Origin of the sequence: Pseudomonas sp. CROZ-RG-20F-R04-15 (genome assembly GCF_022662375.1) — a bacterium.
GTDB lineage: Bacteria > Pseudomonadota > Gammaproteobacteria > Pseudomonadales > Pseudomonadaceae > Aquipseudomonas.
In genome coordinates, this window is the sequence record NZ_JAKNQL010000002.1 from 26,300 (window position 1) to 50,688 (window position 24,389).

Sequence of the window (24,389 nt, forward strand, 5' to 3'; positions counted from 1 at the left end):
CCTGAAATAGCCAGTCGATTATGGATTCAGTAGCGAAGCTTCAGGTCGGCGAACATCTTGAGCATCCCCCAATCAGTCCTTTCCCGCTCAGGACGAGGGGACTGACCGAAGTGTCTTGGGAAAATGATCGACCTGAGCGATTTGCGTCGAATATGGATTCAGTGAAGAACTATCAGGTCGGCGTAAATCTCGAACATACCCCAATCAGTCCCCTCTCCCCCCGGGAGAGGGTTAGGGTGAGGGGCTTTTGATTTTTGTGCCTCACTGCTCCTGCGCCCGATACGCCCCCGGCGTCAGCCCCGTCCACTTCTTGAACGCCCGGTGAAACGCCGACGGTTCGGAAAACCCCAACTGCTCGGCGATCTGCTGCAACGACAGATCCGCCCGCCCCAAATGATAAATGGCGATATCCCGCCGCAACTGATCCTTCAACTCCTGAAAACTGGTGCCTTCCTCACGCAAATGCCGACGCAGGGTTTGCGGGCTGATGTGCAAGTGCGCCGCCACCGCCTCGAGATCCGGCCAGTTCGCAGTGTCGCGGCTGAGCAAACGGCGCAGGCGACTGCTCAGGCTGTCGCCGTCGTCCGGACGTGAGAGCAGGTCGGCGGGCGAGCGTTCGAGGAAGTGTTTGAGCGTGCGTTCGTCCTGCAACAGCGGCATAGGCAGATAGCGGCTGTGGAATAAAAGGCTGCTTTGCTCGGTGCCGAAGGTTAGCGGGCAGGGGAACAGCAGATCGTATTCGGCGCCGTGCTCGGGGCGCGGATAGCTGAAGGTAGCCTGTTCAAGACGAATCCGCTGGCCGATCAGCCAACTCCCCAGGCGATGCCAGATCACCAGCAAACTCTCGGTCAGAAAGTGATTCGGGTCCCACATTTGCGAATCATCGAGGCTCAAACGCACCCATTCGTCTTCGCGCGTCAGGCTCAGGCGCGGGGCTTCGGGGAATAGGCTATAAAACAATAAACCCCGTTGCAGCGCTTTCTCCAGATTGCGGCAGTGGATCGAGGCGTGGCACATCATGGCGAAACTGCCGGGCTTGCTCGGGGCGTTGCCGAAACCCAGGTATTCGTCGTCCAGCGCCAGCCACAGGCCCTGAATCAGCCGGGTGAATTGTTCCGGGGCAATGCGTGCGCGCGGCTCGTCGAGCAGTTCCGGGCTGATGCCCAGTTGCAGCAGCAGGCCCGAGTAATCGAAACCCACGCGGCGCGCCCCGCCGAGGGCGGCACGGGCGAAATGACTGGCAATGGTGCGTTCGCGCATAAGCGACAGTTCCTTCCTCTGGCGCCGGATGGTAGCGGCGGGCTGGACGCATCGACAAGGCGGATTTCCGCCAAATTGCAGGACGACAAGCGGCGAGTTGGCGGAAATCCGCCACACTTGAGTCACCAAGCGGTGACATCCATTCACCTGTAATGCCTGATATCAAAAGGCTTGCAGCGATTCGCACCAAAGTGGCACGGCGTTTGCGATAAGAGCGACAGAAGCGTGCGTTTGTCCCGACCGGAAAACGCCGCTCCAACAACAAATCCCTCCAGTGCAGGAGGGTTCGCAATTCAGGTTTCGCGGTCAACAGATGGATGTTGCCACGCGGGACGCTTGAGGACACTTGCAATGACGACTCGTCAGCCACTGTACAAATCCCTGTATTTCCAGGTGATCGTCGCGATCATCATCGGTATCGCGCTCGGTCATTACTACCCGCAGTTCGGCGTGGCGGTAAAGCCGCTGGGTGACGGGTTCATCAAACTGATCAAAATGATCATCGCTCCGATCATTTTCTGCACCGTGGTCAGCGGCATCGCTGGCATGCAAAGCATGAAATCGGTCGGCAAGACCGGTGGTTACGCACTCCTGTACTTCGAAATCGTTTCGACCATTGCTCTGCTGGTCGGTCTGGTTGTGGTCAACATTGTGCAACCGGGCAACGGCATGCACATCGACGTTGCCACCCTCGACGCCTCGAAAGTCGCCTCTTATGTAGCGGCTGGCGCTGACCAAAGCGTTGTCGGCTTCCTGCTCAACGTGATCCCGACCACCATCGTCGGCGCGTTCGCCACCGGTGACATCCTGCAAGTCCTGATGTTCTCGGTGATCTTCGGTTTCGCCCTGCATCGTCTGGGTGCCTACGGCAAGCCGATCCTCGACTTCATCGATCGCTTCGCCCACGTGATGTTCAACATCATCAACATGATCATGAAGCTCGCGCCAATCGGTGCCTTCGGTGCCATGGCCTTCACCATCGGTGCTTACGGTGTCGGCTCGCTGGTGCAGCTGGGTCAACTGATGATCTGCTTCTACATCACCTGTCTGCTGTTCGTGCTGATCGTGCTCGGCGGCATCGCCCGCATGCACGGTTTCAGCGTGCTGAAGATGATTCGTTACATCCGTGAAGAGCTGCTGATCGTACTCGGCACCTCGTCGTCGGAATCGGTACTGCCACGCATGCTGATCAAGATGGAGCGTCTGGGCGCGAAGAAATCGGTAGTGGGTCTGGTGATCCCGACCGGTTACTCGTTCAACCTCGACGGCACCGCGATCTACCTGACCATGGCCGCCGTGTTCATTGCTCAGGCCACTGACACGCACATGGACATCACGCACCAGATCACCCTGCTGGTGGTGTTGCTGCTGTCCTCCAAAGGCGCAGCCGGTGTGACCGGTTCGGGCTTCATTGTGCTGGCAGCGACCCTGTCGGCGGTAGGTCACCTGCCAGTGGCCGGTCTGGCGCTGATCCTCGGTATCGACCGTTTCATGTCCGAAGCCCGCGCCCTGACCAACCTCGTTGGTAACGCTGTAGCGACCATCGTGGTTGCCAAGTGGGTGAAAGAGCTGGACACCGACACGCTGCAAACCGAGCTGGCCTCGGGCGGTCGTGGTATCGCTGATACCCGTCCGGAAGATGACCTGGGTGTGGCTGAAGGCCCGACGCCTAGCAGCGTCAAGTAACCCTCGCTTCATGAAAAACCCGCTTCGGCGGGTTTTTTCTTGCCTGCTGTTTGAGCGTAACGGTCACACCCGCTGACATTTGCGGTGATTGCCGTGCGTGGCATCGCTACCTAGGCTGAGTGCATCGCCCAAGGAGTTCGCCCATGTCCGCACCGCTGGCCTCACTGAAAATCCTCGATTTCTCAACGCTGCTGCCGGGGCCGTTCGCCTCGTTGTTGCTGGCGGACATGGGCGCCGAAGTGCTGCGCATCGAGTCGCCGACGCGCCTGGATCTGCTGCGGGTATTGCCGCCGCATGATGGCGGAGTATCGGCCAGTCATGCCTACCTGAACCGTAACAAACGCAGCCTGGCGCTGGATCTGAAACAGCCCGAAGCACTGGAAGTGGTCAAGCAGTTGCTGGGCGATTACGACATCGTTCTGGAACAGTTTCGCCCCGGTGTGATGGAGCGCCTGGGCCTGGGCTATGAAGCGCTGAAAGCGATCAACCCGAAGCTGATTTATGTGTCGATCACCGGTTATGGCCAGACCGGGCCGTACAATGAACGCGCCGGGCATGACATCAACTATCTGGCGCTGGCGGGTTTGGCCAGTTACACCGGTCGCGCCGACAGTGGGCCGTTGCCGTTGGGCATGCAGGTGGCGGATGTTGCCGGTGGCTCATTGCACGGGGTGATCGGCCTGCTGGCGGCGGTGATTTCGCGTCAACAGACCGGGCAGGGCACACATCTGGACGTGAGCATGACCGACTGCGCCTTCAGTCTGAATGCCATGGCCGGGGCCGGGTATCTGGCGTGCGGCGAAGAGCCTGCGTGGGAAGATCAAATGCTCAACGGTGGCAGTTTCTACGATTACTACCGCTCTCGCGATGGCCGCTGGATGTCGGTCGGCAGTCTGGAACCGGGCTTTATGCAGCAGTTGTGTACGGCGTTGGGGCGGCCGGAGTTGGCGGCACAGGGCCTGTCGCCCAAGGCTGAGCAGCAGCGGGCGCTGAAATACGCGCTGACGGTCGAGTTTGAAAAACATGACTTTGCCGAGTTGTGCGAAATGTTTGCCGGGATCGATGCGTGTGTCGAACCGGTGTTGAGTCTGGGTGAGGCGGTGCGCCATCCGCAGTTGCAGGCGCGGGAACTGGTGACGCAGGTGCCGCGTGGGGATGGCACGACGCAGGCGCAGATGGCCTGTCCGTTGAAGTTTTCCGAAGCGTTGCCGACGCCGCGGCATGTTGGCGCGGTGTTGGGGCAGCATACGGATCAGGTGCTGGCGGAGTTGGGGTTTAGTCCTTCGAAAATTGAAGAGCTGCGCCGGGCCAAAGTCATTCTTTAGTGCCTGTACCGACCCTTTCGCGAGCAAGCTCGCTCCCACAGGAGAATGCATTCCAAGGTGGGAGCGAGCTTGCTCGCGAAGAGGCCAGAACAGGCAATAAAAAACTGGTTACTCCACCCGCATCTCACCACTGAACACCAAGGTATTGCGGCAACGCCGACACAAATACCGCCGCCCTTGCCGCACCAGACTATGGCGCTGTGCCGAAAACGGAAAATCGCTTTCTGCACACGGGCATTTGTAGATATAGCGAGTCACGCTGCGGCGCTTGATTGCATAGGTGTGGCAGCGATCCGGCGGCAGTTCGTAAACCCCGCGCATGATCAGTTGCCATTCCTCGCCATGGGGCTGGATACGGTCGCCGAACAACTGATGAGCGATCAGGTGCGCGACTTCGTGGGCCACGGTCTGCTTGAGGAAGTGTTCGGCGTTTTCCCGGTACAACTGCGGGTTGAAGCGCAGCAGGTTCTCGTGCAGATGCGCGACACCGGCTTTTTGCCCGCGCAGCTTGAGGCTGACGACTGGGCGAGGGAAAGAACGTTTGAAAAAGGATTCAGCGAGTTGGTAACAGTCTTCGACGCGGGTATTGAGTTGCTCGGGCATGCTTGATGGATCTCCAGAGGCATCGAGTATGCCGCAACGCCGTGGACTTGCGAATCGCCAAACTGCCGAATGGTCATCGCGCAAACGACAAGGCCGCCTTGCGGCGGCCTCTGATTGGCTTATCGAGTCAGTTCGTATAGACGGGACCAACGCCCAGCCCCCAGACAATCACGGTAAACGCCATAATGGCGACCAGCACCACCAGACCCACCGCCAGCACCGAGCTCGAGAACAGAAAACCTTCGTCCGACGGAATGTTCATGAACGTCGGCAGCCCCACATACAACAGATACACCGTGTAGCAGATGGCCGCCGTACCGACGATCATCCCCAGCCACATATGCGGATACAGCGCCGCCAGCCCACCGACGAATAACGGTGTCGCGGTGTAGGTGGCAAACGCCACGCAACGGGCCAGACTCGGGTTGGCGTCATAGGTGCGAGCCATCCAGTGCACAAAAGCACCCATGACCGCGACACCGCCGAGCATGGCCAGATACGACATGACCGTCATCCAGATCGCGCTTTCGACGGTGAGCATCACCGGCGCGCGGTTGCCGATCACCCAGCCGACTTGTGTAGTGCCGATAAACGCCGAAACAGCGGGGATCGCTGCGAGAATCAGCGTGTGGGTGAGGTACATGTGGCTGATGCTTTCCTCTTGGTCGCCACGGATTTCCTTCCATTCCTGATCGGGGTGGGTAAAAAGTCCCACTACGTGATGGATCATGCCAGTCACTCCTCTTGTTATTGCCATCGCCCCCCAACGGAGCGCCTACGGGCCAAGGTGGCCGAGCAAATACAGGTCTCCAGATGTGTGCGACCTTATGTCGCAGTATAGAAAGGACTTACCCGCACAGGTATTAGGGGCTTAGAGCAAATCGCGCTGTAAACACAGGGCTTAATCGCCTTGGGGTCTGTAAAGAATGCAAACCTGGACGACGACAACCTGTGCCCACAACGCCGGGGTTTTTGCGTAAAATGCCGGCCTTTCGTCACACCTCACGGATTTCGCGTCATGGGCACTCTTACGGTCAACCAGAACAAACTGCAAAAGCGCCTGCGCCGCCTGGCCGGCGAAGCGGTCGCCGATTTCAACATGATCGAAGACGGCGACAAGGTCATGGTCTGCCTGTCCGGGGGCAAAGACAGCTACACCATGCTCGACGTGCTGCTGCACCTGCAGAAGGTTGCCCCGATCAAGTTCGAGATCGTCGCGGTGAACATGGACCAGAAGCAGCCGGGTTTCCCCGAGCATGTGCTGCCGGCTTATTTGAAAGAGCTGGGCGTCGAGTACCACATCGTCGAGAAAGACACCTACTCGGTGGTCAAGGAACTGATCCCGGAAGGCAAGACCACTTGCTCGCTGTGCTCACGCCTGCGTCGCGGCACGCTGTACACCTTCGCCGATGAAATCGGCGCGACCAAGATGGCCCTCGGTCATCACCGTGACGACATCGTCGAAACATTTTTCCTCAACATGTTCTTCAACGGCTCGCTCAAGGCAATGCCGCCGAAGTTGCGCGCCGACGATGGTCGCAACGTGGTGATCCGTCCGCTGGCGTACTGCAACGAGAAAGACATTCAGGCTTACTCGGACTTCAAGGCATTCCCGATCATCCCGTGCAACCTCTGCGGTTCGCAGGAAAACCTGCAGCGTCAGGTGGTCAAGGAAATGCTCGTGGACTGGGAGCGCAAGACCCCGGGCCGAACCGAAAGCATCTTCCGCAGTCTGCAGAACGTGATCCCGTCGCAACTGGCCGACCGCAACCTGTTCGACTTCACCAGCCTGAAGATCGACGAGACCGCGGCTTCGCGCTTCGTTAACGTCGTCAATCTGTAAACACGATCCATGTGGGAGCGAGCTTGCTCGCGAAGGCGTCGTGTCAGCCGACATCCATGTTGAATGACAGACCGCTTTCGCGAGCAAGCTCGCTCCCACAGTGTTTTGTGTTCAAAGGTAGAATTTCATTTCAAGTTCTCAGGAGAGGGCATGCGCGATTACAAGTGGCTGCACGAATACTGTCTGAACCGCTTCGGTTCGGCGGCTGAACTGGAAGCCCATCTGCCCGTTCCCAAAACCCCGGCGCAACTGCGCAAGATCAGCGACGACCGCTACCTCTCGACCATGGCCCTGCGCGTGTTCCGTGCCGGACTCAAGCACAGTCTGGTCGACGCCAAGTGGCCGGCCTTCGAAGAAGTGTTCTTCAAGTTCGATCCGGAAAAAGTCGTGCTGATGAGTGCCGAGCATCTCGAGCGTCTGATGCAGGACGCGCGGATCATTCGCCATCTCGGCAAACTGAAAAGCGTGCCGCGCAATGCGCAGTTCATTCTCGATGTCGAGAAAGACAAGGGCAGTTTTGGCGCGCTGATCGCCGACTGGCCGGTGACCGATATCGTCGGTCTGTGGACCTATCTGAAAAAGCACGGTCATCAATTGGGCGGACTGTCGGCGCCACGCTTTTTGCGCATGGTCGGCAAGGATACCTTTGTGCCGAGCTATGACGTGGTCGCGGCGCTGAACGCACAGAAGATCGTCGACAAGGCGCCGACCAGTCTGCGCGATCTGGCGATCGTGCAGGATGTGTTCAACCAGTGGCATGAGCAGAGCGGCGGGCGGGCGATGAGCCAGATTTCGATGATGCTCGCGTACACCGTCAACCATTGAGACCGGGTCGCCTCATTCGCGAGCAGGCTCGCTCCCACAGGGGAATGCATTCCAAATGTGGGAGCTGCCGAAGGCTGCGATCTTTTTCCATCAGGCGACGGAGACTTCGCCTTCGCCAGCCAGTTTACGATTCAACTGATACCGCCAGCGCACATACAACAGCGCCGAGCAGAACACCGCCAGGCTCGCGACCATTTCCAGCACGCCAAACAACTGCCGGTTCGGGTCATACGCCGCCAGTGCGCCTTTGATGAAATACAGATTCACCACAAAGCACATCCACGAATGCCCACGGGCGCTGCCCATGATCATCGCGGGCGCCAGGATGATCCACGGGATCAGCTCGACCAGCAGAATCACCCACGGTCGCGCGCCGTGCAGGTCAGCGAAAACCAGATAGTAGGCTGCGAGCAATCCGCCCAAGGCGAAAAAACTCAGCAGACTGATGATGCGCATTGCCTTGACGCGTGGCTCCAGCCATTCGACGGCGGGCAGGATTTTCGGCTTCTTCGCCACTGTCAGCCCTCCAGTTTCTGCGCAGTCTTGGCCAGGCGCAGACCCAGTGCGCGACACAGCGCCACTTCGTGCTGATCGAGGCCTTTTTTACCGTCAGCCCCGGCGTGGTGGCTGGCGCCATAAGGCGTGCCGCCGCCCTGGGTTTCCAGTAGCGCCGACTCGCTGTACGGCAGACCGGTGATGAGCATGCCGTGGTGCAGCAGCGGCAGCATCATCGACAGCAGAGTGGTTTCCTGGCCGCCGTGCAAACTGGCGGTAGAGGTGAACACGCCGGCCGGTTTGCCGACCAGCGCGCCGGTCAGCCAGAGGTTGCTGGTGCCATCGAGGAAGTATTTCAGCGGCGCCGCCATGTTGCCGAAACGCGTCGGGCTGCCGAGGGCGAGGCCGGCGCAGTTCTTCAAGTCATCGAGGGTGGCGTAGAGCGCGCCTTCGTCTGGAATGGCTGGAGCCACGGCTTCGCACTCGGTCGATATCGCCGGCACCGTGCGTAAACGCGCTTCGAGACCGGCCTGCTCGACACCACGGGCAATCTGTCGGGCCATCTCGTTGGTCGAGCCGCTGCGGCTGTAATACAGCACCAGAATGTACGGCGCGCTCACGGCAACAACTCCAGCACATTTTCCGGCGGACGACCGATGACGGCTTTGTTGCCGACTTCAAGAATCGGCCGTTCCATCAGTTTTGGATGCTCGGCGATGGCGTCGATCAATTGCGCTTCACTGAGGCTTTCGTCAGCCAGCTGAAGCATTTTGTATTCATCTTCCCCGGTGCGTAGCAATTGGCGCGCGCTGATCCCGAGCTTGCCGAGCAGAGCCTTGATTTGCGCCGCATTCAGCGGGGTTTCGAGGTAACGCACGACGTTCGGGGTCAGGCCGCGGGCTTCAAGAAGTTCCAGCGCGCCGCGGGATTTCGAGCAGCGCGGATTGTGATAAAGCGTCAGATCGGTCATGGCGGGTCGCTTCTGGCGTAAAGTGGCGGCTATTCTAACTGTGCAGCGCGCAATCCAGAACCTTCGGAGGCAATGGGTCGCAGGCGCCTTCAAATTTTCACAAGGAACACGACATGACACGGCGATTGGCAGCGGCATTGACGATAATCGGGGCGTTGATGCTGGGGGGCTGCGGCAATGATTACGGTATCGACCAGAACGGCCAGAAAGTCGCGTCCGAGCGTTTGGACAAGCAATGGGTGGTGCTGAACTACTGGGCCGAATGGTGCGGCCCATGCAGGACCGAGATCCCGGAGCTCAACCATTTGGCTGATGAGCTCAAGAGCAAGAACGTTGGGGTGTTCGGGGTGAACTTCGACAATGTGCAGGGTGTGGAACTGAAAGAGGCGAGCGAGAAGCTCGGCATCAAGTTCACCGTGCTGGCGCAGGATCCAGCGGAACTGTTCGAGTTGCCGCGCAGTGAAGCATTGCCGGTGACGTACATCATCGACAACAAGGGCAAGGTGCGTGAGCAATTGATGGGGGAGCAGACGGCGGCGGGAGTGATGGCCAAGCTTGAGGCTCTGCAGGCGACCAAGTAACGTCAAAAGCCCCTCACCCCAGCCCTCTCCCGGGGGGAGAGGGGGCCGACCGAGGTGTCTGGCGAGCTACATCGACCTGAGAGATCGAGTCGATTGTAGATTCGCCAAAGCAAGACCCAGTCGATTATGGATTCGATGAAGCAAGAGCCAGTCGATTATGGATTCGGTTGCACTCGTTCAAGTCGGCGTAGCTCCCCAATATCCCCCAATCAGTTCCCTCTCCCTCTGGGAGAGGGCTAGGGTGAGGGCTTTGGCGGCCTTGAGGCTTAGCCCTCTTCCAACCACCAACGCAACGGCTTGCCTTCAGCCGGCCAGAAACGCATCTGCTCGATCGGCGAGATATCCCAGCGCTCGACATGCTCCAGCGCCTGCAGGAAGCGTTGCTCCTGCTCCATCAGCGCCGGTGCACAGAGTTTGCGGGTCTTGCCGATCTTGCCGAAGGTCAGCTTGTCACCGTCCAGCGTGTAGGGCGCGAACCAATGGTTGCAGCCACCGTTGCCGTAGGCGCGGCCGTCATCGCCCAGGGTCACGGTCAGGTGGCTGTAATCCATCAACGGCCGCTCACCGATCCACTCCAGAATGTAGCTGCGGTTTTGCTGCAGTTGCACAGGCTCTGCCGCGCAACCCACCAAACCAACACCGACCAGCGCGGTCAGGGCAAGGCGTTTCATCACGCAGGCTCCTGGCATTTCGGGCACAGATGCTTGTCGCCAACGGCATTCCAGCCCAGCTCGGCGATGCGCGCGGTGGCCGCCGGTTTCTCGGCGTTTTTGCCAAGTTTGGCGTCTACCGCAAATTCGAAGCTCAGCTCTTTGGCGCAGCTATCGCAGTTGACCTGCCAGGTGTGAATCGCCAGTTCGCCAAACACCGGGCCTGTAGTCATCGCGGTCCATTGGCCCGGTGGATTGATCAGGTGGCGGACGGTTTCAACGGTCAGGCGCATGGACAAGTCCTTGCTGCCTTTGAGGGTGACCAACAAGGCGTCACCGATGCGAATCGAGCCACCATTGCCGGTGACCTGATAGCGGCCCGGAACGAGGGCGCGGCATTCGGTGAGGGTGTGTTGCGGGTTCATCAGGGTATAGCGGAAATCGTGTTCGACCATGGGTCCTCCAAATATGCGCGACATGCTAGCACGGGCTTGATTGCAGAATGACGCGCGCGTGTGACCTTCGATCAGGTTCAAATGCGACGACGCTCATGGCAAACTGCCGGCCTCGACTCTGAAGGAACGGAACATGGCGCTGATCGAATGTTATGAATGCAAGAAGAGCATCAGCTCCGAGGCCAACGCGTGCATTCATTGTGGGGCTCCAATGGCGGAGCAGGCAGAACACGCGCAGACCGTAGCGGCGCCGGTTCAGGCTGCGACAATCTCGTTCGGCAGCTTGCCGCGCAACAAGTCTGTGCCCGAGGCCATCGCCCCGGCACCCGCACCGCAACCATTGCCGAAAGTCATGCCGGCCGCCGCGCGGCGTCGGCGTCGGCAGCCCACCGAGCAAGCGCTTACCGAGCAGGCCAATGCCGACGGCAGCCGCCCGGTGGAAGGCTGGCTGAAGATCATGATCTTCCTGCTGCCGATGTTTTTCGTCTGGTTCCTGCTGCGCTACGGCCATTCGATGAAACAGCGCTTTTTTGGCTTCGGCTGGTTGGTGTTGCTGGTTCTGGCGTCTTCGCTGTCACCGAAATAAGCTGAAAAGCGCTCAACCCTCGACCTGGTTCTGTGGCGTTCCCGCTGCCCAGGTCGCGATGTTGTGCAAGGTCGTCGCGGCAATTGCACCCAGTGCTTCACGCGTCAGAAAGGCCTGATGCGCGGTGATGATCACATTGGGAAAGGTCAGCAATCGCGCCAGCACATCGTCCTGCAAGGGCAGGTCGGAGCGATCCTCGAAAAACAGTTGCGCCTCTTCTTCATAGACATCCAGACCCAGATAGCCGAGTTGGCCGTCCTTCAAGGCGTCAATCAATGCCGGGGTATCGACCAGACCGCCGCGACCGGTATTGATCAGCATGGCGCCCGCTTGCATGTGCGCCAGTGAATCGCGGTTGATCAGGTGTTTGCTCTGCTCGTTGAGCGGGCAGTGCAGGCTGATGATCCGCGACTGCGCAAGCAGCTCCGGCAGGCTCAGATAGCGCGCACCCAACGCCAGAACATCCGGGTTCGGGAACGGATCGTAGGCCAGCAGCTCACAGCCGAATCCGTGCATGATTTTCGCGAAGGTCGCGCCGATCTGACCGGTGCCGACAATCCCGACGGTTTTGCCGACCAGGTCGAAACCGGTCAGGCCATGCAGGCTGAAATCGCCCTCACGGGTGCGGTTATAGGCCCGGTGCAGACGACGGTTGAGGGCCAGGATCAGCGCCACCGCGTGTTCGGCCACCGCGTGTGGCGAGTAGGCCGGCACGCGTACCACGGCCAGGCCCAGCCGTTTCGCGGCGGGCAGATCGACATGGTTGTACCCCGCCGAGCGCAGGGCAATCAGACGTGTGCCGCCAGCGGCCAGACGCTCGAGCACTGGCGCGCTGAGGTCATCATTGATGAAGGCGCAAACCACTTCATGTGCGTGGGCCAGGGCCGTTGTATCGAGGCTGAGCCGCGCTGGTTGAAAGTGCAGCTCGACACCCGCCGGGCAATCGACGGCGAGGAAACTGTCGCGGTCGTAAGTCTGGCTACTGAAAACGATCGTGCGCATGTAAACCTCCTGGAACATCGACGCGGATTGAAGCACCCAGGCTCACTTTAGCGGTGCTGGCGTTGATCGGCATTGCCGTGGATCAGGCACTGATCTTCGCTTGTGCCGCGAGGCGGTTGATCGCGCGCTCCAGTTCTTCCAGCGCTGCGACGGCCTTGGGGTCATCTTGCTTGAGCAGGGTTTCGCTGCGCTGACAGGCCGCGCGCAATTGCGGTACGCCGCAATAACGGGTGGCACCGTGCAGGCGATGGACGCGTTCAATCAGAGCGTTCTGGTCGCGGTTTTCGCAAGCCGCACGGATGGCTTCGCGGTCAGCCTCCAGTGAGGCAAGCAGCATGGCCAGCATGTCCGCCGCCAAGTCAGCCTTGCCAGCGGCCAGGCGCAAACCTTCCTCGTGATCAAGCACTGGCAGCTCATTATTGCCCGCCGCGCTGTCGCTGATCCGCTCCGGCGCTTGATTGCGCAAAGCCAGGCCGGTCCATTTCAGCACCACTTGCGCCAGTTGCCGCTCGCTGATCGGTTTGGTCAGGTAGTCGTCCATACCACTTTGCAGCAGCGCGCGTTTTTCGTTGGCCATCGCGTGGGCGGTGAGGGCGACGATCGGCAGCGGCGTGCAGTGCCGTTCGCTTTCCCATTGGCGGATGGTTTCGGTGCTTTGGCGGCCGTCCATGCCCGGCATCTGCACGTCCATCAGCACCAGATCGAAGGACTCGTTCTGCACCGCTTTGACCGCTGCGTAACCGCTTTCCACGGCAAGCACTTTGGCGCCCATGTCTTCGAGCAAGGTCTGCACCAGCAGCAGATTGGCCGGATTGTCGTCGACACAGAGCACTTTTGGCGCGCGGCTCGACAGCGGTTCGCCCGGCTCATTGCGTGGCTGGCGCGGGTTGACCAGATCCGACAAGGCCCGGCGCAATTTGCGCGTGCAGGCCGGTTTCGCTTGCAACTGGCTGTGCGGGTTCGGCACCGACAGATGGAACAGCGTCTGTTCGGTGGTCGGGCACAGCACCAGCACTTTGCAGCCGAGGTGTTCGAGGTCCCAGATGTGCTGGTTCAAACGCTCGGGCAGCATGTCGTTGCTGGTGATGCCGATGACCGCCAGATCAATCGCCTGATCGGTCTGGTGCGCGCCGGTGACGCCGTTGGTCAAGGTTTCGAGGGTGTTGAACGGCGTGACATCGAGGCCACAGTCCTCCAGTTGATGCTGCAAGGCCTGCCGCGCCAGTTCGTGATTTTCCAGCACCGCCACGCGGCGCCCGAGCAACGGCGCGGCCGGCAGGTCTTCGGCGTCGTCACGGGTTTTCGGCAAGCTCAGGCTGATCCAGAACTCCGAGCCTTCGCCCGGCGTGCTGTCGACGCCGATTTCGCCGCCCATCTGTTCGATCAGGCGTTTGGAAATCACCAGCCCCAGACCAGTGCCGCCCGGTTGCCGCGACAGTGAGTTGTCGGCCTGACTGAACGCCTGGAACAACGCGCGCACGTCCTGGGTTGAAAGGCCGATGCCGGTGTCCTGAATGCTGATGCGCAGTTGCACGCTGTCTTCGTGTTCCTCTTCCAGCATCGCCCGGGCAACGATAGTGCCTTCGCGGGTGAACTTGATCGCGTTGCTGACAAGGTTGGTGAGGATCTGCTTCAGCCGCAGCGGGTCACCGACCAGCGACAGCGGCGTGTCGCGATAGACCAGACTGACCAGCTCAAGCTGCTTGGCGTGCGCAGCGGGGGCGAGGATGGTCAGGGTGTCCTGCAACAGGTCGCGCAGGTTGAACGGAATGTGGTCGAGCACCAGTTTGCCGGCCTCGATTTTCGAGAAATCGAGGATCTCGTTGATGATCCCCAGCAGGCTGTCGGCGGACTTTTCGATGGTGCCCAGATAATCGAGCTGGCGCGGGGTCAGTTCGCTTTTCTGCAACAGATGGGTGAAACCGAGAATGCCGTTGAGCGGCGTGCGGATCTCGTGGCTCATGTTGGCGAGGAATTCGGACTTGATCCGGCTGGCTTCCAGCGCTTCTTTGCGCGCCAGGTCCAGTTCGATGTTCTGGATCTCGATGGTTTCCAGGTTCTGGCGCACGTCTTCAGTGGCCTGATCGACACTGTGCTGCAACTCTTCGCGGGCGTTTTGCAGAGTGCCGGCCATGCGGTTGATGCCCGACGCCAGTTCGTCCAGCTCCTGACTGCCGAGCGGCGGCAGACGCGTTTCCAGATGGCCGTCCTTGAGTTGCGCGACGGCTTGTTTGATCTGGCTCAGCGGGCGATTGATCGTGCGGCCCATGCGCAACGCCAGCAGCGCCGCGCCCGCCAGACCGGCGGCGATCAGCAGCAGGCTGGCAAACAGGCTGCGATAACCGCGCAACAGCATGCCGTTGTGCGAAAGCTCCAGTTCGACCCAGCCGAGCAAGCGGTCGGATTCTTCCGGGATCAATTCGCCGGCGAGGTTGCGATGTTTGCCGAACACCGGCATCAGGTAACGCGTCGCGTCATTGCCGCTGCGCCGTTGCAAATGCGCGCTGTCGCCGCTGGGTGCCTGATTGAGCATGGTCGGGCCGGCATGGGCCAGCGGTGAGCGGTCCGGTGCGAGGAAGGTCACCGCGCGCACATCCGGTTGCTCTAGGGATTGCGTGGCAATGCGCTCCAGCAGATCGCTGTTGCCGTGACCCATGGCGGGTGCGACCAGCGGCGCCAGCTGCTCGGCGATCATCTCGCCACGCTGCATCAATTGGCTCTGCAAGTCGGACTGCTGCGTCCAGGTGAAATAACCACCCAGTACCAGCGCCATCAGGCTGGTCGGCAACAAGGTCAGCAACAACACGCGACCTTTGATTCCCAGTTTCTTGAGCACGCCTATCTCCTGCATCCCGCTGATCTGTTGACTCATGCGTGCATCCGGCACGCGGCATGGGCGCAGTGTAGCGATTTGCTCGCAGGCAATCTTCGGAAAAATGCTGGCGGGATGGGGCGGGAGGCAGATGCTCGTTTGTCCGATGGGTCAACCTTGGGTTGCCCGATGCCTGGCAATCTTGAATAATCACTCTCAACTGAGAATTACTTGCAGATACTCATGACTCCTGTTTCCGCTGGCCAGCCACGCATTCTTTCTATCGAAGACGATCCGGTTCTCGGCGCCTATGTTCACGAACATCTGGGCCGCAGCGGCTTTCAGGTAACCTGGTGCCAGAACGGCCAGGAAGGTCTGAGCATTGCCAGGCGTCAGCCATTCGATGTGGTGCTGATGGATATCCTGTTGCCGGGCATGGACGGTCTGAATGTGCTGACGCAGTTGCGCCAGAGTCATTCGACGCCAGTGCTGTTGATGTCGGCCCTCGGTGCCGAGGCGGATCGCATCAGCGGTTTCCGTCTGGGCGCCGACGACTATTTGCCCAAACCGTTCAGCATGGTCGAGTTGCATGTGCGCATTGAAGCGATCCTGCGCCGGGTCGCGCTGGATCGACGCCCGGCTGTGCGCGCGGTGCCCGTGACGGCCGGTACGCTGCGGTTCGATGACGAACAGTGCGAGGTGTTTTTCCGCGAGCACTCCGCCGGGCTGACCCGCAGCGAATACCGTCTGCTGGAAACCCTCAACCGCAATGACGAGGAAGTGCTGAGCAAAGCCTTCCTTTATCAACACGTTTTGCAGCGCGGCTACGCGGCCCACGACCGCAGTCTCGACATGCACATCAGCCAGATCCGCCGCAAACTCAAAGCCATCGGTTACACCGAGCGTGAAGTGCGCACCGTTTGGGGCAAGGGTTACGTCTTGAGTGCTGCTGATGAAGCGGTCTGAACTGCCGGGGCGGCATTCACTGTTCTGGAAACTGGCGTTTTTGCTGGTGGCTTTCTGTTTGTTGATGATCTGGCTGAGCTGGTCGTGGGGCCGCTACATGGAGGAGCGCAATCAGTTCCTCTCCGACGAGGCACGCGGCACCCTCAGCCGTTATGCCGCGCAAGCGGAACAGGCGTGGCAGCATGGCGGGCGCAGCGGTGTCGATGACTGGTTGCAGAGCATGGAGTTGCGCGAAGCCAGTTGGGTCGGCGTTATCGGCGGCAATTTGCAGTCGCTGAGCAGTGATCCGCTGAATGATCAGGAGATCCAGCATCTGACTTTCCTGCGCGGTCTCGACTGGCCAATTCACAAACAGGGCCGACCGTGGCTGCGTGTGCCGTTTCCCAAAGAGCCGTCCGCCGGAAGCCTGGTGATCGAATTGCCCGAGCGATTCCTGCCGGGTAAATATCGCGTGTTCTGGCGCGTCATCACCAACGGCGTGATTCCGGGCCTGTTCACTTTGTTGCTGTGCGTCGGTCTCTATCGCCTGCTGGTGGTGCCGCTGAACAACTTGCGCGAACAGGCCAACGCCTGGCGCGCCGACCAGTTGAATGTGCGGTTGTCGAGCGGCATCACCCAGCGCCCGGACGAACTCGGTGAACTGGCGCGGGCGTTCGACTCGATGTCCGAACGCCTGCAATCTACAGTCGCCCTGCAACAGCAACTGCTGCGTGATCTGTCCCACGAACTGCGCACGCCGTTGAGCCGCTTGCGTGTGGCCAGTGAAAGCGAACAGGGTCTGGTGCAACTGCGCGAGCGCATCGGTCGTGAAGTCGACGGCATGCAACGCTTGGTCGAAGACACCTTGCAACTGGCATGGCTCGATACCGACCGCACGGCGCTGCCGGATGAAGCCATTCAGATTCAGGCCCTGTGGGAAATGCTCACTGACAATGCCTGTTATGAAAGCGGCTGGCCGAGTCTGCAATTGCAGTGTTCGGTGGAGGCATCTTGCTGGGTGCGTGGCAACCTGAATACGCTAGCGCAGGCGCTGGAGAACATTCTGCGTAACGCGATTCGGCATTCGCCGGCGGGCGGGATCGTGCGTCTTGATGGACGGCGCGATGGCAATTTCTGGCATCTGTGGCTGGAAGATCAGGGCGGCGGCGTAGCGGAAGGGGATCTGGAACGGATCTTCTCACCGTTCACCCGACTGGATGGCTCGCGGCCCGGGGACGGTGGTTTTGGCTTGGGGCTGAGCATCGCGCGCAATGCCGTGCAGCGTCAGGGCGGAAGGATTTGGGCGGAGAACAGCGGGGCGGGGTTGCGGCTGAATTTGCGGTTGCTGGCGGATGACGGTGTTGCGCCGACTGACGCCTTCGCGAGCAGGCTTGCTCCCACGTTGGAACTCGGTTCGCCGCAGATTGTGTGATCAACACAGATCTCCTGTAAGGAGTGAGCCTGCTCGCGATGTAGTCCGCTCGGGCCGCCAATCCTCCGACTTTGCGGGAGCGCTCGCCTTTTTTTGTACGACATTTCCCAAGTTGCATCGGCGGTCATTTCAAGCTTCCTGAAGGGGTTAGGCTCGTGCTTCACCTTATCTCCAAGGAATTGCGCATGACTGTATCCAGCCTTACTGGCAGCCCGGATGGCGAACGTTTCAACGAAGTGCTCGCGCTGATTCACAGTTCCAGACATAAGGCCATGCAAGCGGTCAATACACAGCTGATTGAGCTTTATTGGCAGGTGGGGGCGCACATCAGTCGAAAGATTGAGCAGGCGGAGTGGGGGGATTCCGTGGTGGGCCAATTGGCCGAACATTTGGCTCTGACACAACCGGGATTGCGAGGTTTTACTCGTTCGAACTTGTTTCGTATGCGCCAGTTTTATGAGCTTTATCACGCCGAAGAAAAAGTCGCACCACTGGTGCGACAATTGTCCTGGTCGCACAATTTGACCATTTTCAGCCAATGCAAACGACCAGAGGAGCGCGAGTTTTACGTACGAATGGCCGTTCGAGAGCAATGGTCGAGACGTGAGCTGGAGCGGCAGCTCAAAGCAGCTTTGTTCGAGCGAAGCGTCACCGACCCGGCAAAAGCCTCCGCGGCACTGCAGCAATCCCACCCCGAAGCTCTCGAGATATTCCGTGATTCCTACATGGTCGAATTTCTCGATCTGCCCGGCGCTCATTCTGAAACCGATCTGCACCAAGGCCTGCTATCTCGCCTCAAGGAATTCCTGATCGAACTTGGTCGCGACTTCTGCTTTGTCGGTTCCGAATATCCGTTGCAGGTAGGCGGTCGGGATTTCTCTCTCGACCTTCTGTTCTTCCACCGAGGGCTCAACTGCCTTGTAGCCATTGAACTCAAGGTCGGCCGTTTTGAGCCGGAATACCTCGGCAAGATGGATTTCTATTTAGAGGCGCTGGATCGCAATGTCCGCAAGCCTCACGAAAGCCCGGCCATCGGAGTCCTGCTGTGTGCAAGCAAGGAAGATGAGGTCGTCGAGTACGCACTCAATCGCAGTCTTTCGCCCGCATTGATAGCGGAATATCAAACCTGTCTGCCGGATAAGCAATTGCTGCAGGCCAAGTTGCATGAGTTTTATGCAATGGATACGGCGACAGCAGAAAATAGCGACTGACCGCTGCTTATTCCCATAAACCATAAGCACCGCACTTTGCGTGATATGGCCTGCGCGGGTTTGCCGGTATGATAGGCGCCCCCGCACGTCTGGATTGCGAATACGCCATGACCTTGCAGTACCCAACCATCGCCGATTGCGTCGGCAACACGCCGCTGGTGCGTTTGCAGCGCCTGCCCGGTGCTACCAGCAACACCCTATTGCTCAAGCTCGAAGGGAATAACCCGGCGGGTTCGGTCAAGGACCGTCCGGCGTTGTCGATGATCACTCGCGCCGAGTTGCGCGGGCAGATCCACGCCGGCGATACGCTGATCGAAGCGACCTCGGGTAACACCGGGATCGCTCTGGCCATGGCTGCGGCGATCAAGGGTTACAAGATGATCCTGATCATGCCGGACAATTCCAGCGCCGAGCGTAAAGCGGCGATGACCGCTTACGGTGCCGAGCTGATTCTGGTCAGCCAGGAAGAAGGCATGGAAGGCGCCCGCGACCTCGCCCAGCGTATGGAAGCCGAAGGCCGTGGCAAGGTGCTCGATCAGTTCGCCAACGGCGATAATCCTGAAGCGCACTACACCACCACCGGCCCGGAAATCTGGCGTCAGACCCAGGGCACCATCACTCATTTCGTCAGTTCGATGGGCACCACCGGTACCATCATGGGCGTTTCGCGCTACTTGAAAGAGCAGAGCGACAGCGTGCAGATCGTTGGTCTGCAACCGATGGAAGGCTCGGCCATTCCGGGCATTCGTCGCTGGCCGCAGGAATACCTGCCGAAGATCTATCAGGCCGACCGCGTCGACCGTATCGTCGACATGGCGCAAAGCGAAGCCGAAGACGTCACCCGGCGTCTGGCCCGCGAAGAAGGCATCTTCTGTGGCGTGTCCTCGGGCGGTGCGGTGGCAGCGATGCTGCGCCTGTCCAGAGAAGTTGAAAACGCGGTGATCGTCGCGATCATCTGTGACCGTGGCGACCGTTACCTGTCGACCGGCATTTTCGACGCGGCCAACTGATGGCCAAGCACGAGAGAGGCCTGCGCTTCCAACCCACGGGTGGCAGCAAGGCCGCGCAAATTCCCACCGGCAAAAAACAGCGCTTGAGCATCGAGCGCCTGGCCAATGACGGTCGCGGCATCGCGTTTTTCGAAGGCAAAACCTGGTTCGTCCTCGGCGCCCTTGCCGGTGAAGAGGTCGAAGCGCGGGTGCTCGGCGCCCACGGCAAAGTGGTCGAGGCGCGTACCGAGCGCGTGTTCAAGGCCAGCGAACTGCGCCGCCCGACACCGTGTCAGCACGCCGGCCGTTGCGGCGGTTGCAGCGTCCAGCATTTGCCCCACGACGAACAGCTTGCCCTGAAACAGCGCATGCTCGCCGAGCAATTGTCGCGTGTCGCCGGTGTCGAACCTGAAGAGTGGGCCGCACCGCTGACCGGCCCCGAATTCGGCTATCGCCGCCGCGCCCGGATTGCCGTGCGCTGGGACATGAAGGCGAAGAAACTCGAAGTCGGTTTCCGTGCCGCTGGCAGTCAGGACATTGTCGCAATCAGCGAATGCCCGGTGCTGGTACAGCCCTTGCAGCCGATCATGACCCGTCTGCCGGAGATGCTCCGTCGTTTGAGCAAACCGCAGGCGTTGGGGCATGTCGAGTTGTTCAGCGGTTCGTCACTGGCGGTATTGCTGCGGCACATGGCGCCGTTGTCCGACGCGGATCTGACGATCCTCAAGGACTTCTGCCAGTTCCATGAAGCGCAGTTGTGGCTGCATGGCGAGGGTGAACCTCAGCCGATCGATCCCGGTCTGAGTCTCGGTTATCGCCTGGAGACATGGAATCTGGATCTGGCGTATCGGCCGGGCGACTTTATCCAGGTCAACGCCGGCGTCAACGAAGCGATGGTGGCGCAGGCGCTGGACTGGTTGAAACCGGGCCGCGATGAGCGCGTGCTGGATCTGTTCTGCGGCTTGGGCAACTTCGCTTTGCCGCTGGCCAAAACCGTGCGCGAAGTGGTGGCGGTCGAAGGCGTGCAAACCATGGTCGATCGCGCTGAAGCCAACGCCGCCAGTAACAATTTGCATAACACAAAGTTTTTTCAAGCCGATTTATCCCAGCCTTTGAGCGATGCCCAGTGGATCGGAAACGGCTTTTCTGCGGTACTCTTGGACCCACCGCGTGACGGTGCTTTCGAGGTGGTTCGCAAGCTGGCGACCCTGGGTGCCAAACGGTTGGTGTATGTGTCGTGCAACCCTGCAACTCTGGCGCGCGATACGGTCGAATTGATCAAGCAGGGCTACCGGTTAAAACGTGCCGGGATTCTCGATATGTTTCCTCAGACGGCACATGTCGAGGCCATGGCGTTATTTGAAGCGAGCCAGGATGGCTCGTCTGAATCCGTCTGATCTGTCCGTACAGCGCTCGCATTAGCCCCGTGAGCGCAACCGGGCAATAGAGGTCAGCGATTTTGACGCATTGAATCTGCGTCGTAGGGAAGGTAATGCAAGATGGTACAGGTGAGAGCACACCAGCCGATCAACACTGACGGCAGTATCAATCTCGAGGCTTGGCTCGATCACGCGGTCAGTGTCGATCTGGCACTGGATCGCGAAGCCTTGAAAGAAGCCTGCGAGTTCGCTCGCGAGGCCGAACAACAGTCCAATGCCAAGAAGAATCTGTGGGCCGAAGGCTCCGGCAGTTTCAGTACGGGCCTGGAAATCGCCGAGATTCTCGCCGACCTCAAGCTCGATCAGGATTCGCTGGTCGCGGCGGTTCTGTATCGCGGCGTACGCGAAGGCCAGATCGAACTCGCGGCCGTCGGCCAGCGCTTCGGCCCGGTAGTCGCCAAGCTGATCGACGGCGTGCAGCGCATGGCGGCGATCAGTGCCAGCCTCAGTCCGCGCCAGTCGATGGTCATGGGCACGCAAGGGCAGGTGGAGAACCTGCGCAAGATGCTCGTGGCGATGGTCGACGATGTGCGCGTCGCGCTGATCAAACTGGCTGAAAGGACCTGCGCGATCCGTGCGGTGAAAACCGCCGATGACGAAAAACGTAACCGCGTCGCCCGCGAAGTTTTCGACATCTATGCGCCGCTCGCGCACCGCCTCGGCATCGGTCATATCAAATGGGAACTGGAGGATTTGTCCTTCCGTTATCTCGAGCCTGATCAATACAAGCAGATCGCCAAGTTGCTCCACGAGCGACGGCTTGATCGCGAGCGTTTCATCGCTGACGTGATGACCCAGCTCAAGGACGAATTGCAGGCCACCGGCGTCGATGCCGACATCAGCGGCCGGGCCAAACACATCTATTCGATCTGGCGCAAAATGCAGCGCAAGGGTCTGGAATTCAGCCAGATCTATGACGTGCGTGCGGTGCGCGTGCTGGTGCCGGAAATGCGCGACTGCTACACCGCGCTCGGTATCGTCCACACCTTGTGGCGGCACATCCCGAAAGAATTCGACGACTACATCGCCAACCCGAAAGAGAACGGCTACCGCTCGCTGCACACCGCGGTGATCGGCCCTGAGGGCAAGGTGCTTGAGGTGCAGATCCGTACGCACTCGATGCACGAAGAGGCCGAACTCGGCGTCTGCGCGCACTGGCGTTACAAAGGCACCGACGTCAAATCCGGCTCGAATCACTACGAAGAGAAAATCTCCTGGCTGCGTCAGGTGCTCGAGTGGCACGAAGAGCTGGGCGATATCGGTGGTCTGGCCGAACAGTTGCGCGTCGATATCGAGCCGGATCGGGTCTACATCTTCACCCCCGACGGACACGCCATCGACTTGCCGAAAGGCGCGACGCCGCTGGACTTCGCTTACCGCGTACACACCGAGATCGGCCACAACTGCCGTGGCGCGAAGATCAACGGGCGCATCGTCCCGCTCAACTACAGCCTGCAGACCGGTGAGCAGGTCGAGATCATCACCAGCAAGCACGGCACGCCGAGCCGCGACTGGCTGAACTCCAACCTCGGTTACGTCACCACCTCGCGGGCGCGGGCGAAGATCGTTCACTGGTTCAAATTGCAGGCGCGCGACCAGAACGTTGCCGCCGGTAAAACCCTGATCGAGCGCGAACTGACGCGCCTCGGCCTGCCAGCGGTGGATTTCGACAAGCTGGCCGACAAGGCCAACATGAAAACCGCCGAAGACATGTTCGCCGCCCTCGGTGCTGGCGACCTGCGTCTGGCACAGCTGGTCAACCTCGCGCAGCAACTGGTCGAGCCGGAACGTGGCAACGAACAGCTGGAGCTGATTCCGCGCAAAGCCACCGGTTACAAACCCGGCAAGCGCGGCGACATTCAGATCCAGGGCGTCGGCAACCTGATGACGCAGATGGCCGGCTGCTGCCAGCCACTGCCGGGCGACGCGATTGTCGGCTACATCACTCAGGGCCGTGGCGTGAGCATTCACCGTCAGGACTGCGCCTCGGTGCTGCAACTGGGTGGGCGCGAGCCGGAGCGGATCATTCAGGTCAGCTGGGGCCCGGTGCCGGTGCTCACCTATCCGGTCGACATCGTCATCCGCGCCTACGACCGTTCCGGTCTGCTGCGTGATGTCTCGCAGGTGCTGCTCAACGAGCGGATCAACGTGCTGGCGGTCAACACCCGCTCGAACAAGGAAGACAACACCGCGCTGATGTCCCTGACCATCGAGATTCCGGGGCTGGATGCACTGGGGCGGTTGCTGGGGCGGATTTCGCAGTTGCCGAACATCATCGAAACGCGGCGTAACCGTACTCCGTGATGTGGCTTCTCTGTGGGAGCGAGCCTGCTCGCGAAGAGGGTGTGTCAGTCGAAAACTTTGTTGCAGACACACCGCTTTCGCGAGCAGGCTCGCTCCCACAAGGTTTTGTGGTGAGAGATAAATGATGTACAGCCTTGAAGACCTGCTCCACCTCATGAGCCGCCTGCGCGATCCGCAGTACGGTTGCCCGTGGGACATCAAGCAAACCTACGCGACCATCGTTCCGCACACCCTTGAAGAAGCTTACGAAGTGGCCGACGCCATCGAGCGTGGCGACTTCGATCATTTGCAGGGCGAGCTCGGCGATCTGCTGTTTCAGGTCGTCTATTACAGCCAGTTGGCCAAGGAAGAAGGGCGCTTCGAATTCGCCGGCGTGATCGACAGCATCACCCGCAAGCTGATCCGCCGTCATCCTCACGTTTTTCCAACGGGTGATCTGTACGCGCCGCTGGATGTGCCGCGCTTGAGCGAAGAACAGGTCAAGCAACGCTGGGAAGAGATCAAGGCTGAAGAGCGCGCCGAGAAATCCGCCGCGCCCGAGCAACTGTCACTGCTCGACGATGTGCCGGCAACGCTGCCGGCCTTGTCGCGCTCGGCCAAGTTGCAGAAGCGCGCAGGCCAGGTCGGCTTCGACTGGCCGGACGCTTTGCCAGTACTCGACAAAGTGCGCGAAGAGCTCGATGAAGTCCTCGAAGCCATGGCCGAAAACGATCCCGTCGCCGTGGCTGACGAGATCGGTGACCTGCTGTTTTCCGTAGTCAATCTGGCCCGGCATCTGAAGGTCGACCCGGAAACCGCGCTGCGTGGCGCCAACGGCAAGTTCGAAAGACGTTTCCGATTTATCGAACAGGCATTGCGCGACACCCACCGTCCCATAGAAGATTGCACCCTCGAAGAGTTGGACGCCCTGTGGGGTGAAGCCAAACGTCAGGAAAAGAATGTGCCCGGCTGCGGCTGAGCAACTGCCCAAGTGAGT

Annotated in this window: 23 protein-coding genes and 1 pseudogene; 14 read left to right on the forward strand and 10 right to left on the reverse strand. The window is 60.1% G+C overall.

Annotated elements, in window-relative coordinates:
* Window positions 1-261 precede the first annotated feature (261 nt).
* Window positions 262-1,260 (reverse strand): AraC family transcriptional regulator, encoded by a 999-nt coding sequence (locus L8H52_RS04430; RefSeq protein WP_242205970.1) that lies wholly within the window; start codon window positions 1,258-1,260, stop codon window positions 262-264.
* A 351-nt stretch (window positions 1,261-1,611) separates the two neighbouring features.
* Between L8H52_RS04430 and L8H52_RS04435 the strand changes: the two genes are divergently transcribed.
* A complete protein-coding gene (locus L8H52_RS04435) occupies window positions 1,612-2,946 on the forward strand; it encodes a dicarboxylate/amino acid:cation symporter (protein WP_242205968.1) in 1,335 nt (444 codons plus the stop codon).
* 143 nt (window positions 2,947-3,089) lie between these two features.
* On the forward strand, window positions 3,090-4,271 hold the full coding sequence (locus L8H52_RS04440) for a CaiB/BaiF CoA-transferase family protein (RefSeq protein WP_242205966.1): 1,182 nt from the start codon (window positions 3,090-3,092) through the stop codon (window positions 4,269-4,271).
* Window positions 4,272-4,379: 108 nt separating this feature from the next.
* Here the strand turns inward: L8H52_RS04440 and L8H52_RS04445 are convergent, their stop codons facing one another.
* Window positions 4,380-4,874, reverse strand: coding sequence for a SprT family zinc-dependent metalloprotease (locus tag L8H52_RS04445; RefSeq protein ID WP_242205965.1), 495 nt, complete (start codon window positions 4,872-4,874; stop codon window positions 4,380-4,382).
* 127 nt (window positions 4,875-5,001) lie between these two features.
* Window positions 5,002-5,604, reverse strand: coding sequence for a Yip1 family protein (locus L8H52_RS04450; RefSeq protein WP_007917515.1), 603 nt, complete (start codon window positions 5,602-5,604; stop codon window positions 5,002-5,004).
* Window positions 5,605-5,892: 288 nt separating this feature from the next.
* On the opposite strand from L8H52_RS04450, the gene ttcA reads away from it, so the two are divergent.
* The 3 genes and pseudogenes from ttcA (at window position 5,893) to L8H52_RS04465 (ending at window position 7,542) form a co-directional block, all read left to right on the forward strand.
* Complete coding sequence (gene ttcA, locus L8H52_RS04455) at window positions 5,893-6,717, forward strand: tRNA 2-thiocytidine(32) synthetase TtcA (RefSeq protein ID WP_016987438.1); 825 nt, start codon at window positions 5,893-5,895, stop codon at window positions 6,715-6,717.
* A gap of 5 nt (window positions 6,718-6,722) precedes the next feature.
* A pseudogene (locus L8H52_RS04460) lies at window positions 6,723-6,818 on the forward strand (metal ABC transporter ATP-binding protein); the annotation flags it as partial.
* A gap of 49 nt (window positions 6,819-6,867) precedes the next feature.
* The gene (locus L8H52_RS04465; protein WP_242205962.1) at window positions 6,868-7,542 is read left to right on the forward strand and encodes a DNA-3-methyladenine glycosylase I; all 675 of its coding nucleotides are present in this window, start codon (window positions 6,868-6,870) and stop codon (window positions 7,540-7,542) included.
* A 90-nt stretch (window positions 7,543-7,632) separates the two neighbouring features.
* On the opposite strand, the gene L8H52_RS04470 is transcribed toward L8H52_RS04465, so the two are convergent.
* Genes L8H52_RS04470 through arsC form a run of 3 tightly spaced genes read right to left on the reverse strand, consistent with a single transcriptional unit; the run spans window position 7,633 to window position 9,007 of the window.
* On the reverse strand, window positions 7,633-8,058 hold the full coding sequence (locus L8H52_RS04470; protein WP_242205960.1) for a DUF2069 domain-containing protein: 426 nt from the start codon (window positions 8,056-8,058) through the stop codon (window positions 7,633-7,635).
* Between the two features lie 2 nt (window positions 8,059-8,060).
* Window positions 8,061-8,657 carry an NAD(P)H:quinone oxidoreductase gene (wrbA, locus tag L8H52_RS04475; RefSeq protein WP_242205958.1) on the reverse strand — a complete coding sequence of 199 codons (597 nt, stop codon included), beginning with the start codon at window positions 8,655-8,657 and terminating at the stop codon, window positions 8,061-8,063.
* Window positions 8,654-9,007, reverse strand: coding sequence for an arsenate reductase (glutaredoxin) (gene arsC / locus L8H52_RS04480; RefSeq protein WP_242205956.1), 354 nt, complete (start codon window positions 9,005-9,007; stop codon window positions 8,654-8,656). The genes wrbA and arsC overlap by 4 nt, the downstream gene beginning before the upstream one ends.
* 113 nt (window positions 9,008-9,120) lie before the next feature.
* Between arsC and L8H52_RS04485 the strand changes: the two genes are divergently transcribed.
* Window positions 9,121-9,588 carry a TlpA disulfide reductase family protein gene (locus L8H52_RS04485; RefSeq protein ID WP_242205954.1) on the forward strand — a complete coding sequence of 156 codons (468 nt, stop codon included), beginning with the start codon at window positions 9,121-9,123 and terminating at the stop codon, window positions 9,586-9,588.
* A 266-nt stretch (window positions 9,589-9,854) separates the two neighbouring features.
* On the opposite strand, the gene L8H52_RS04490 is transcribed toward L8H52_RS04485, so the two are convergent.
* Together L8H52_RS04490 and L8H52_RS04495 are read right to left on the reverse strand one after the other, a co-directional pair.
* Window positions 9,855-10,259 carry an META domain-containing protein gene (locus tag L8H52_RS04490; protein WP_242205952.1) on the reverse strand — a complete coding sequence of 135 codons (405 nt, stop codon included), beginning with the start codon at window positions 10,257-10,259 and terminating at the stop codon, window positions 9,855-9,857.
* On the reverse strand, window positions 10,259-10,693 hold the full coding sequence (locus tag L8H52_RS04495) for a hypothetical protein (protein WP_242205950.1): 435 nt from the start codon (window positions 10,691-10,693) through the stop codon (window positions 10,259-10,261). Before L8H52_RS04495 ends, L8H52_RS04490 begins: the two co-directional genes overlap by 1 nt.
* A 133-nt stretch (window positions 10,694-10,826) precedes the next feature.
* Between L8H52_RS04495 and L8H52_RS04500 the strand changes: the two genes are divergently transcribed.
* Window positions 10,827-11,279: a hypothetical protein gene (locus tag L8H52_RS04500; protein WP_242205948.1), complete on the forward strand. Its 453-nt coding sequence runs from the start codon at window positions 10,827-10,829 to the stop codon at window positions 11,277-11,279.
* Window positions 11,280-11,291: 12 nt separating this feature from the next.
* On the opposite strand, the gene L8H52_RS04505 is transcribed toward L8H52_RS04500, so the two are convergent.
* Together L8H52_RS04505 and L8H52_RS04510 are read right to left on the reverse strand one after the other, a co-directional pair.
* The gene (locus L8H52_RS04505) at window positions 11,292-12,281 is read right to left on the reverse strand and encodes a 2-hydroxyacid dehydrogenase (RefSeq protein WP_242205946.1); all 990 of its coding nucleotides are present in this window, start codon (window positions 12,279-12,281) and stop codon (window positions 11,292-11,294) included.
* Window positions 12,282-12,363: 82 nt separating this feature from the next.
* Entirely contained in the window at window positions 12,364-15,117 is a 2,754-nt protein-coding gene (locus L8H52_RS04510; protein ID WP_242206011.1) for a response regulator, read from the reverse strand.
* Between the two features lie 219 nt (window positions 15,118-15,336).
* On the opposite strand from L8H52_RS04510, the gene L8H52_RS04515 reads away from it, so the two are divergent.
* The 7 genes from L8H52_RS04515 to mazG all read left to right on the forward strand — a co-directional run bounded on the left by L8H52_RS04515 (window position 15,337) and on the right by mazG (window position 24,371).
* Window positions 15,337-16,059 carry a response regulator transcription factor gene (locus L8H52_RS04515; protein ID WP_242205944.1) on the forward strand — a complete coding sequence of 241 codons (723 nt, stop codon included), beginning with the start codon at window positions 15,337-15,339 and terminating at the stop codon, window positions 16,057-16,059.
* Window positions 16,046-17,470, forward strand: coding sequence for a sensor histidine kinase (locus L8H52_RS04520; RefSeq protein WP_242205942.1), 1,425 nt, complete (start codon window positions 16,046-16,048; stop codon window positions 17,468-17,470). The genes L8H52_RS04515 and L8H52_RS04520 overlap by 14 nt, the downstream gene beginning before the upstream one ends.
* Before the next feature lie 185 nt (window positions 17,471-17,655).
* On the forward strand, window positions 17,656-18,681 hold the full coding sequence (locus L8H52_RS04525) for a PDDEXK nuclease domain-containing protein (protein WP_242205941.1): 1,026 nt from the start codon (window positions 17,656-17,658) through the stop codon (window positions 18,679-18,681).
* Window positions 18,682-18,788: 107 nt separating this feature from the next.
* Window positions 18,789-19,691, forward strand: coding sequence for a cysteine synthase CysM (cysM, locus tag L8H52_RS04530; RefSeq protein ID WP_242206009.1), 903 nt, complete (start codon window positions 18,789-18,791; stop codon window positions 19,689-19,691).
* The gene (rlmD, locus tag L8H52_RS04535; protein WP_242205939.1) at window positions 19,691-21,067 is read left to right on the forward strand and encodes a 23S rRNA (uracil(1939)-C(5))-methyltransferase RlmD; all 1,377 of its coding nucleotides are present in this window, start codon (window positions 19,691-19,693) and stop codon (window positions 21,065-21,067) included. The genes cysM and rlmD overlap by 1 nt, the downstream gene beginning before the upstream one ends.
* Window positions 21,068-21,169: 102 nt before the next feature.
* A complete protein-coding gene (gene relA, locus L8H52_RS04540; RefSeq protein ID WP_007917476.1) occupies window positions 21,170-23,413 on the forward strand; it encodes a GTP diphosphokinase in 2,244 nt (747 codons plus the stop codon).
* Between the two features lie 124 nt (window positions 23,414-23,537).
* A complete protein-coding gene (mazG, locus tag L8H52_RS04545) occupies window positions 23,538-24,371 on the forward strand; it encodes a nucleoside triphosphate pyrophosphohydrolase (protein ID WP_242206007.1) in 834 nt (277 codons plus the stop codon).
* The last annotated feature ends 18 nt before the right edge of the window (window positions 24,372-24,389 follow it).

Bases quoted from the DNA above. Each gene is read 5' to 3' on its own strand.
- L8H52_RS04430 (WP_242205970.1), bottom strand. From the start codon at position 1,260: ATGCGCGAACGCACCATTGCCAGTCATTTCGCCCGTGCCGCCCTCGGC.
- L8H52_RS04435 (WP_242205968.1), top strand. From the start codon at position 1,612: ATGACGACTCGTCAGCCACTGTACAAATCCCTGTATTTCCAGGTGATC.
- L8H52_RS04440 (WP_242205966.1), top strand. From the start codon at position 3,090: ATGTCCGCACCGCTGGCCTCACTGAAAATCCTCGATTTCTCAACGCTG.
- L8H52_RS04445 (WP_242205965.1), bottom strand. From the start codon at position 4,874: ATGCCCGAGCAACTCAATACCCGCGTCGAAGACTGTTACCAACTCGCT.
- L8H52_RS04450 (WP_007917515.1), bottom strand. From the start codon at position 5,604: ATGATCCATCACGTAGTGGGACTTTTTACCCACCCCGATCAGGAATGG.
- ttcA (WP_016987438.1), top strand. From the start codon at position 5,893: ATGGGCACTCTTACGGTCAACCAGAACAAACTGCAAAAGCGCCTGCGC.
- L8H52_RS04465 (WP_242205962.1), top strand. From the start codon at position 6,868: ATGCGCGATTACAAGTGGCTGCACGAATACTGTCTGAACCGCTTCGGT.
- arsC (WP_242205956.1), bottom strand. From the start codon at position 9,007: ATGACCGATCTGACGCTTTATCACAATCCGCGCTGCTCGAAATCCCGC.
- L8H52_RS04485 (WP_242205954.1), top strand. From the start codon at position 9,121: ATGACACGGCGATTGGCAGCGGCATTGACGATAATCGGGGCGTTGATG.
- L8H52_RS04490 (WP_242205952.1), bottom strand. From the start codon at position 10,259: ATGAAACGCCTTGCCCTGACCGCGCTGGTCGGTGTTGGTTTGGTGGGT.
- L8H52_RS04495 (WP_242205950.1), bottom strand. From the start codon at position 10,693: ATGGTCGAACACGATTTCCGCTATACCCTGATGAACCCGCAACACACC.
- L8H52_RS04500 (WP_242205948.1), top strand. From the start codon at position 10,827: ATGGCGCTGATCGAATGTTATGAATGCAAGAAGAGCATCAGCTCCGAG.
- L8H52_RS04505 (WP_242205946.1), bottom strand. From the start codon at position 12,281: ATGCGCACGATCGTTTTCAGTAGCCAGACTTACGACCGCGACAGTTTC.
- L8H52_RS04515 (WP_242205944.1), top strand. From the start codon at position 15,337: ATGACTCCTGTTTCCGCTGGCCAGCCACGCATTCTTTCTATCGAAGAC.
- L8H52_RS04520 (WP_242205942.1), top strand. From the start codon at position 16,046: ATGAAGCGGTCTGAACTGCCGGGGCGGCATTCACTGTTCTGGAAACTG.
- L8H52_RS04525 (WP_242205941.1), top strand. From the start codon at position 17,656: ATGACTGTATCCAGCCTTACTGGCAGCCCGGATGGCGAACGTTTCAAC.
- cysM (WP_242206009.1), top strand. From the start codon at position 18,789: ATGACCTTGCAGTACCCAACCATCGCCGATTGCGTCGGCAACACGCCG.
- rlmD (WP_242205939.1), top strand. From the start codon at position 19,691: ATGGCCAAGCACGAGAGAGGCCTGCGCTTCCAACCCACGGGTGGCAGC.
- relA (WP_007917476.1), top strand. From the start codon at position 21,170: ATGGTACAGGTGAGAGCACACCAGCCGATCAACACTGACGGCAGTATC.
- mazG (WP_242206007.1), top strand. From the start codon at position 23,538: ATGTACAGCCTTGAAGACCTGCTCCACCTCATGAGCCGCCTGCGCGAT.